Raw genomic sequence first — 1,245 nt, forward strand, 5'->3', positions numbered from 1 at the left:
CCCAGGAACGCGGCTACCGCGACCAGGTCGCCGCGGCGTGCTTCGCCCACGCCGCCGGGCACGGGGACCTGTCGCTGGTCCTGTACGACGTAACCACCCTCTACTTCGAGGCCGAGCAGGAGGACGAGCTGTGCAAGGTCGGCTATTCGAAGGAGCGGCGCGTGGACCCGCAGGTCGTCGTGGGGCTGCTCGTGGACCGTGCCGGGTTCCCGCTGGAGGTGGGGTGCTTCGAGGGCAACAAGGCCGAGACCGCCACGATCCTGCCGATCATCGAGCAGTTCCAGCAGCGCCACAACCTGGCCGACATCGTGGTGGTCGCCGACGCGGGCATGCTCTCCTCATCGAACCTCAAGGAGCTGGATGCGGCCGGGTTGCGGTTCATCGTCGGCTCGCGGGTCACCAAGGCCCCCGGCGACCTCGCTTCTCATTTCCGGTGGCACGGGGATGCGTTCACCGACGGACAGATCATCGACACCATCACTCCACGGGTGGCCACCACCAAGGCGGCCTCGGTCAACGATGTCACCAAGCGCGCCGAACCCGTGTGGGACCCCGCGGTGCACGATCGGTCGTGGCGGGCGGTATGGGCGTACTCCGTCAAGCGCGCCGCACGGGACCGGGCCACCCTCACCCTGCAGGAGAACCGCGCCAAGGCGGTCATCGCCGGCGAGAAGCCAGCCCGCACACCGCGGTTCGTGAAGACGGTGAACGGCTCGACGCGCCTGGACGAGGACGCCCTGACCCGCGCCCGCAGCCTGGCCGGGCTGAAGGGCTACGTCACCAACCTGCCCGTCACGACCATGCCCGCAGCGGAGGTGATCGCCTCCTACCACTCGTTGTGGCAGGTCGAGGCCTCGTTCCGGATGAGCAAGACCGACCTGCGGGCCAGGCCCATGTTCCACCACGACCGCGATGCCATCGAGGCCCACCTCACCATCGTCGTCACCGCCCTGGCCGTCGCCCGTCACCTGCAGGATCAGACCGGGATGAGCATCAAGAAGATCGTCCAGGCCCTACGCCCGCTGCAACAGGTCACCGTCGTCATCGCCGGTCACCCCCACGTCGCCGCCGACCCGCTGACCGGCACCGCCAGCGAGATCCTCACCGCCACCGGCACCGAATGGCCAACACACTAAATTGGCACGACTCGGGTGGCCGGCGATGCACTGGACCGTTGCCGCCGCCGGGTCCAGCAGCATACCCAGGGCCACCGCGGCCGCAAGGACGACCCGCTATACCGGGCGC

The 1,245-nt window shown here is 68.9% G+C and carries 1 protein-coding gene; it reads left to right on the forward strand.

The genetic code is table 11. The annotated features are described in order from the left end of the window. On the forward strand, window positions 1–1,136 hold a 1,136-nt coding region (locus L979_RS13385; RefSeq protein WP_047692700.1), incomplete at its 5' end, for an IS1634 family transposase. Window positions 1,137–1,245: the final 109 nt, after the last annotated feature.

The organism is Kocuria sp. ZOR0020, from assembly GCF_000800955.1.
Taxonomy (GTDB): domain Bacteria; phylum Actinomycetota; class Actinomycetes; order Actinomycetales; family Micrococcaceae; genus Kocuria; species Kocuria subflava.